The sequence below is a fragment of the Candidatus Synechococcus spongiarum genome, from assembly GCF_900047545.1.
Taxonomy (GTDB): domain Bacteria; phylum Cyanobacteriota; class Cyanobacteriia; order PCC-6307; family Cyanobiaceae; genus Synechococcus_B; species Synechococcus_B spongiarum_C.
The window spans coordinates 1-6,642 of record NZ_FITM01000011.1; the positions used below are offsets into that span (position 1 = coordinate 1).

The 6,642-nt window shown below is 61.7% G+C and carries 9 protein-coding genes; 7 read left to right on the forward strand and 2 right to left on the reverse strand.

All coding sequences use genetic code 11. The features are described from left to right. Positions 1–209 precede the first annotated feature (209 nt). From FLM9_RS00450 to FLM9_RS00460, 3 genes are read left to right on the forward strand one after another with little or no spacing between them, the layout of a single operon-like run. Entirely contained in the window at positions 210–554 is a 345-nt protein-coding gene (locus FLM9_RS00450; RefSeq protein ID WP_074456752.1) for a hypothetical protein, read from the forward strand. A gap of 27 nt (positions 555–581) precedes the next feature. Then, complete coding sequence (locus tag FLM9_RS00455) at positions 582–2,741, forward strand: autotransporter domain-containing protein (RefSeq protein ID WP_143324520.1); 2,160 nt, start codon at positions 582–584, stop codon at positions 2,739–2,741. A 51-nt stretch (positions 2,742–2,792) separates the two neighbouring features. Then, the gene (locus FLM9_RS00460) at positions 2,793–3,008 is read left to right on the forward strand and encodes a hypothetical protein (RefSeq protein WP_074456754.1); all 216 of its coding nucleotides are present in this window, start codon (positions 2,793–2,795) and stop codon (positions 3,006–3,008) included. 43 nt (positions 3,009–3,051) lie between these two features. On the opposite strand, the gene FLM9_RS00465 is transcribed toward FLM9_RS00460, so the two are convergent. Together FLM9_RS00465 and truB are read right to left on the reverse strand one after the other, a co-directional pair. After that, entirely contained in the window at positions 3,052–3,366 is a 315-nt protein-coding gene (locus FLM9_RS00465; protein ID WP_074456755.1) for a YciI family protein, read from the reverse strand. 37 nt (positions 3,367–3,403) lie between these two features. Next, complete coding sequence (truB, locus tag FLM9_RS00470; protein WP_074456756.1) at positions 3,404–4,291, reverse strand: tRNA pseudouridine(55) synthase TruB; 888 nt, start codon at positions 4,289–4,291, stop codon at positions 3,404–3,406. Between the two features lie 257 nt (positions 4,292–4,548). Here truB and FLM9_RS00475 point away from each other — a divergent pair, with 257 nt between their 5' ends. Genes FLM9_RS00475 through FLM9_RS00485 form a run of 4 tightly spaced genes read left to right on the forward strand, consistent with a single transcriptional unit; the run spans position 4,549 to position 6,537 of the window. Continuing rightward, the gene (locus FLM9_RS00475) at positions 4,549–5,310 is read left to right on the forward strand and encodes a queuosine precursor transporter (protein ID WP_074456757.1); all 762 of its coding nucleotides are present in this window, start codon (positions 4,549–4,551) and stop codon (positions 5,308–5,310) included. Further along, positions 5,307–5,591: a hypothetical protein gene (locus tag FLM9_RS07910; RefSeq protein ID WP_143324521.1), complete on the forward strand. Its 285-nt coding sequence runs from the start codon at positions 5,307–5,309 to the stop codon at positions 5,589–5,591. Before FLM9_RS00475 ends, FLM9_RS07910 begins: the two co-directional genes overlap by 4 nt. Next, positions 5,519–6,073 carry a DEAD/DEAH box helicase family protein gene (locus FLM9_RS00480; protein ID WP_074456758.1) on the forward strand — a complete coding sequence of 185 codons (555 nt, stop codon included), beginning with the start codon at positions 5,519–5,521 and terminating at the stop codon, positions 6,071–6,073. The genes FLM9_RS07910 and FLM9_RS00480 overlap by 73 nt, the downstream gene beginning before the upstream one ends. Beyond that, entirely contained in the window at positions 6,037–6,537 is a 501-nt protein-coding gene (locus tag FLM9_RS00485) for a P-loop NTPase family protein (protein WP_143324522.1), read from the forward strand. The genes FLM9_RS00480 and FLM9_RS00485 overlap by 37 nt, the downstream gene beginning before the upstream one ends. Positions 6,538–6,642: the final 105 nt, after the last annotated feature.

Here is a 6,642-nt window from a genome sequence, read left to right on the forward strand (position 1 = left end):
GGGCTTGCCTGGTGGCGTACTGGAGGCCATGGCACTCTGATTGATGGGACGATCAAGACACTGTAGTCCTTTGGTCATCCCCTGGTCCCCGTGGCCCTCCCACTGGATCCGTTACCCTGAAGATTGGCAATGGTTAGCCATGACTTCCGGCGCACCCACGACGCAGCAGCCCGCTGCTCAGCCTTGGACCCCAATGGGTCACCCCTGCCTTGTTGGTGAGCTTGATTGCCCTGATGCCCGCGGTCAGCTTTGGCCTGCTGACGGATTTACGGGGATTCCGGGCCGAAATCAAAGCTAATTTACGGGAGTTTGGGCAGGATGCGAAGGAGGAGATTGAGGCGGCGATTGGCGGGGGCAACGGCTCCATGAATGCTCTGCGGGTCGAGATCAAGGCGGACAACCGGAAACTGGCCAGCCGCATGGACAGCCTCGACGGCCGCGTGGACAAGTTGGGTGCCGACCTCAACGACCGCATGGACAGCCTGGCTGCTGAACTCAGTGACCGCATCGAACAAATATACCAACTGCTGCTGCCAGCCAAGCCCGAGCCGTAACGTCCCACAGTCGGAGTTGTTGTAACCTTGCCTGGCACTCTTGCTGCCACCATGGACCACCAGCACCCCAGCCGGTATGGGCCGGACTCACCCCAAGTGAGCCGGGGGCTCCATGACGCCAACGCCAAGGGCTCCCCAAGTGAGCCGGTTCCGGGTGGCTCAGTCCTAGCCCGGGAGCTGCGGCCGGTGTTGCGCACCTCCCTGTTGTTGGCGGGCTGGGCCATGGCGGGGGCTGCCCAGGCGCAAAGTTTTGATTCCGTTGTCGTGTTTGGCGATAGCGTCAGCGATCCGGGCAACTTGGCCCGTCTCCAGAACCAGACTCCGGGATTGCCGGCAGATCTTCGCTATCCTGAAGGCACCAATTTCTCCACAAATCCTGATTGGGTCTGGGCACAGCATCTTGAGCAATTCTATGGAGGCTTAGGGCAATATCAGCCCATTGAAAGTGGTGGTACAAACTATGCCGTTGGCGGTGCTCGTGTCACCAGAGATTTCTCATCTCTTTCACAAAGTTATCAATTGCTATCCATCAGCAGTCAACTGAGACAGCATTTCAACTCCCTTGACGGGGACAGGGCGAATCCCGATGCACTCTACGTCATCTGGGGCGGCGCCAATGATCTCGATCTCGCCGGATCCGACGGGGCTCTCGCAAGGGTAGGGAAAGCTCTAGCCTCTGGAAACGACATTCCGGCGGCTATTGCCAGGTTTTCCGGTGACTTGGCTGGCCTGCAACAAGCTGCGCAAACAGCAGCATCAGACTACTTGGGGCAGATTCAATATTTACAAGAGAAAGGGGCAGAGAATATCGTGATCTTGAACTTGCCTCCCCTCAGGGAAACTCCGGGTGTGTTGCAGGTTAATCGGGCGCTGTCTACTGTGCCTGGTTTCAATATGCCAGTTAAGGATTTTATTAACAGGAATGGTTCACTGCAGTTTAACCAAACACTTGCTGACGGCCTGCCAAACTTGGGTCATGGGGTGGTTGCCATTGACGTGCATGGCCTGTTCCAGGAACTCATCCGCGAGCCCGGTAACTACGGTTTCCAGAACGTTACCCAGGGTGCATGTACAGGCACGCCCATCCCCGGCCTTGGCTTTGATGACGCCTGCGGACCTGCCAATTCAGGTTATCCCTATACCTATAACCCGAACACCAACGATACCTATCTATTCGCCGATAGTATCCACCCCAGCGGCAGCGTCCACCAGATGCTGGCCAACATGGTCACATCCACCTTGTCTGCACCGGTGCAGGTGTCTCTCGCCGGTGAAGGGGCGTTGAGCGTGGCTAGGGTGCATCGCCATGCTGTGGCTCGACGGGGCTCCATGACGATCCCCCTGGACGGCGCCAACCTGCAACTCTGGGCTGCTGGCGCCCTTGCCCAGGAGGACAAGGATGCCTTGCCTACCCTTGGCGATAGTTCCGCAGACCTGAACGTGGTGACCCTGGGCATCAGCCGTGATTGGGATGGGGGCGGCAGCGTGGGGGCGGCGGTCAGTTTTGGCAACCACCACAACACAGCCCAGGGGGCAACCCTGGATAGCGCCGCCACCCTGTGGTCCCTGGACGGCCAATGGCAGCGGGGCCCCTTGCAGTTGCAGGGGGGCTTGACCTTGGGCAGCACGGGCGTCGACATTGAGCGCAGCATCGTGCTTGGCCCGACCCAACGCACGGAGCAGGGCTCCACCACCATCAGCCATTTCGGAGCCAACCTTGATCTGGACTACACCCTGCCCAACGGCGGGAACCACTTCCGCCACAGCCTGTCAGCCGGGCTGAATTGGATCAACCAGAATACGGACGGTTACCGGGAAGGGGGCAACCGCGCCACCGCCATGAACTTTGCCAAGTTCAGCCGCCGTTCCGTTACCGTGCGGGCTGGCTACGGCATTGAGGCAGCCCACCACCTGGGGGGACTTCCCGTCCGCCCCCATGCCCGGATTAGCTATGAGCGGGAGCTGGAGATGGATCCCGTGCGCGTCTCTGCCGGGGTGAACAGCATGCCAGGGGCCAGCTTTTCCCTAAACGGCTTGAAGCCTTCTGCCGCCACCGCTGTTCTGGCTGTGGGCGCCGTGGTTGACGTCCACGAACACATGGAGGCCAGCCTGGACTACACCTTCCGCACAGGGGACCAATCCCAACGATCCCACCAGGCTGCACTGGGCCTGCACCTGAAACTCTAGCCCCAGCCCCAGATCTGCCCTGCCAGAATGGGAGTCCATCCCCGTGGCGCCATGGCCCCCCTGTTCTGCCTGCTGAATCAGGCCCTGCTGTTGAAGCTGAGGCTCACCATCCTTCTGTTGTTGGGCCTGCTGCTCAAAGCCAAGGTGCGGCTGGGGGTGTTCTCCGCCCTGGGTGGCCTGGTGGCCCTGGTGAACCTGCTGGTGATTGCAGCCCTGGTGGCGGCATTGGTGCTCCAGCAGCAGCAAAAGTCCGCAGCAGTGGGTTGAGTGGCCTGAAGGGTTAGAGGCGAATTGACCTCAGAGATTGACCTCAGAGGAGGCTCTGTTGGGGCAGCAGAGACAAGTCCCCCACCACGGGAGTCCACCCCTGCAATCGCCAGTCCACACAGCCGGAGAGGATCATGGGATCCTGCTGGACGAGGGCCAGGGCCGCACCGTAGGTGTCTGCTTGCAGGATCAGCAGACCACCGCCCCCTGGTTGACCATGGCCATCCACCAGGTAGCCACTCACCATCACTTGGCCCTGCTGCCGCTGCTGCCGCACCCAGCGGCGATGGGCGGCCAGGTGTTCTCTCATGTCTTGTGCAGGCCCACGAAACTGTTCGGTTTTGATGTACCAGGGCATGGTGGAGCCGGGGAGCGCTTGCTCCAGCTTGCCGCCCTCAACTGCGGGGATCCAACACCAGCTTGGGTTGCAGTTGCCCTGGCGAGCGGATGACCGCCATCCCCGCCAGGGCGCCGGTGGGGTTCAGCACCGTCACCGCTTGCCCCGCTATCAGAGTCGTGGGGGCAGGGAGCGCCTGGCCACAGCACCAGCGGCTGTGCTCCTCCGGACTGAGCTGGTGGTGGGGATAGAGGACCAACAGGGCCTGCCGGGGATCCTGCACCAGGATTGCGGGGGCCGGATGGGCTTGCAGTTGGGGCATGGTGACGGCTTGCTCCAACCCAAATCCCAGGGCTTCCGTGCGCCGCAGGCTGGCCAGGGCGCCGCCACAACCCAGGGCTTCCCCCAGATCACGGGCTATGGAGCGGATGTAGGTGCCGGCACTGCAGCGCACCTGGACGGTGAGGTGGGGAGGGCGCCAGCGGCGCAACTCCAGGGCGTGAACCGTCACCTGGCGCTCCGGGGCCGCCACCGTTTCCCCCCGCCTGGCTTTGTGGTAGAGGCGCTCCCCCTGCACCCGGACGGCGGAGACCGCCGGGGGGCGCTGGCAAATGACGCCACGGAAGCAGGCCAAAGCCTGCTCCAGTTCGACCGCCCCCAGGGCGGGGACAGGCCGCCGCTGCAAGACCGCACCGGAGAGATCATCGGTGCTGGTGCGCAGCCCCAGGGTGATGGTTCCCCCGTAGGCCTTGTCGCCGTTGAGGTAGGGCAGGAGGCGGGTGGCGCTGCCCACCGCCATGGGCAGCACACCGGTGACCCCTGGATCCAGGGTGCCCCCATGGCCAATGCGCTGCAGCCCCAGGCAGCGCCGCACCAGGGACACGCAGTCATGGGAGGTACACCCGGCAGGCTTGTCCAGCACGAGAAAACCACTCAGAGCAGCCATGGCGACCTCGATTGCAGCACCTACCTTGGACTAAAGCATTGCTCCACCACCCTCATGGAGCGAGGGGCTCCGTCCTTCAGGGCGGAGGGGGAGCAGTACCCAAGTGGTGCAGCACTGATGCAGCGGAGCCGAGAGTCAATCCAGCGGGCTGGTATCTGGCTATGAAGCAGGAACCCGTCTTGATCAAGGAGGACAGCGATGGCTGACTTGAAAAAAGGAATCCCCGGCCTTTAGGACGGAGAAGAGGTCAATAGTGTATGTCGTCTCTTCACCAACTCAACGCCCGTCGCGAATTTGCCTTTCTGGTGTTGTCGGGCCTGTTTCTGGGCAGCATGGGATTGCTCAACGTCCTGGGGCTGAGCCGTTTCATCAACCTGGGTCAATTGGGACCGTTTCCCGTTGTGGTGGCGGTGGGGGTGCTCCCCTATCCCGTCACCTTCCTCTGCACGGACGTCATCAGCGAAATCTGGGGAGAGCGGCGCGCCTCCCAACTGGTGTGGGTGGGGCTGTTACTGAACATCTGGATTCTGCTGATTGTCTGGCTTGGGGGCGTGCTGCCGGGATTTGAGCAGCTGGACCCTGCCACCGGCTTGCCCGCTGCGGACGGGGCCGGCCGCCTGCCCCTGTTTTTTGAGTTGCGGCACCTGACGGTGGGCACCATCATGGCCTCCATGGTGGCCTATCTGACGGCCCAATTCACGGACGTGCGGCTCTTCCACGCCTGGAAACGCCTCACCCGTGGTCGCTACCTGTGGCTCCGCAACAACGGCTCCACCCTGGTGAGCCAGCTTGTGGACACCAGCGCCGTGATCATCGTCACTTACCTGAGCAGCGACGTGCTGCCCCTGGAGGCCAGCCAGCCCGTCCTGCCCCAACTGGGTGGGCTCATCCTCAGCGGCTACATCTTCAAATTCCTCTGTGCCCTGGCGGACACCTTGCCGTTCTACTGGCTGGTGGGTTGGCTGCGCCGCTATCTGGCCATTCCCGAACAGGGGCAGGAGTTGGTGGCCATCAGTTGAAGCACATCAGCATAAACAACAGGAAGGAAGCCTTCGCACGGGTCAAGACTGACGGTCTGCTTAAAGATGCGGACTGGAAACTGACTGACGGCTTAAGCGTGCTGTTTGAGGAAAAGCTGCCCGACGGCACGAAAGACGACCTTGAACGGCGAGCCGCCGTGCGCCAGTTCCGCCGTGATCTGTCAACGGTGGACATCGACCGGAAATTGTGGACCGAGACTACCAGATTGACTACATCAACGCGCTGTCAGCCCAGGTCTCGTGCGGTCGCCGCAGGCTGATGGTGGAGATGGCAGCGGGAACCGGCAAGACACGCACGTCAGCGGCCTTCATCAAGCGGCTGTTCCAGGCAAACGTCGTCACCCGCGTCCTGTTCTTAGTGGACCAGATTGCAACTGGCGCGGCAGGAGGAGGAGGCGTTCACCGACCATCTCCGGGACTATCCCTGTCACGTGCTCCGTCCCGGCCGCTGCTTCGACCGTGCAAAGTGCGCACGATTGCGACTCTCCAGACCATGATCGCGGAATATCGCAGGCTGTCATCGGGCTACTTCGACCTCGTGGTCACTGACGAATGCCATCGCTCCATCTCCGGCAAATGGAGCGCCACACTGCGGCATTTCGACGGCATCCAGCTTGGCCTCACGGCTACACCCTGCACAGCGGACACCGACGTGCTCCCCGATCCCGAGGACGGGTTGTTCCGTCCGTCCTGGTCAGTTTCAACATGCTGGATACCGGTTTCGACTGTCAGAAAGTGGTGAACCTGCTCATGGCGTGGTTCACGTGGAGCACGATCCTCTACTGGCAAATGCGCGGACGGGGCACACGCCAGGCGCCCCATATCGGGAAGAGCCAGTTCACGATTTTTGACTTTGCAGGCGTAACGGATCTGCACAGCGACAACGAAGGCGGCATCGACAGCGGTCCAATGAAGGCTTCGGGCCGCTCTCCCCACCCGGACAAGCCCAGGCCGCTGCTGACCCTTGACGTTGAAGACCATATCGATCCACTGAGCCGCGACTGGCTCACACTTGATGAAAACGGCCGCATCGTGCGCTTGTCCGAACACGAGGCCCGTGCTGCCGAGATGGGCACACGCTTCGAGGCATGGCGTGGCGCGCACGGAGACGTTCAATGCGGAACAGGCTCGCTGGGTGGAACTGATTGGAAGGCAGGTGCAGGCCGACGCCATAGATATGGACGGTTTCGGGGAGTGGAGTTTTGACGAACATCCCCTCAAGAGGAGGACAGAGCATTAGGTTAGGGAAAACCTAGGAAATTCGCTCCGAGTCGTCTGGTCTTATTGAGAAGCCTTGTGCCAACTGGGCTT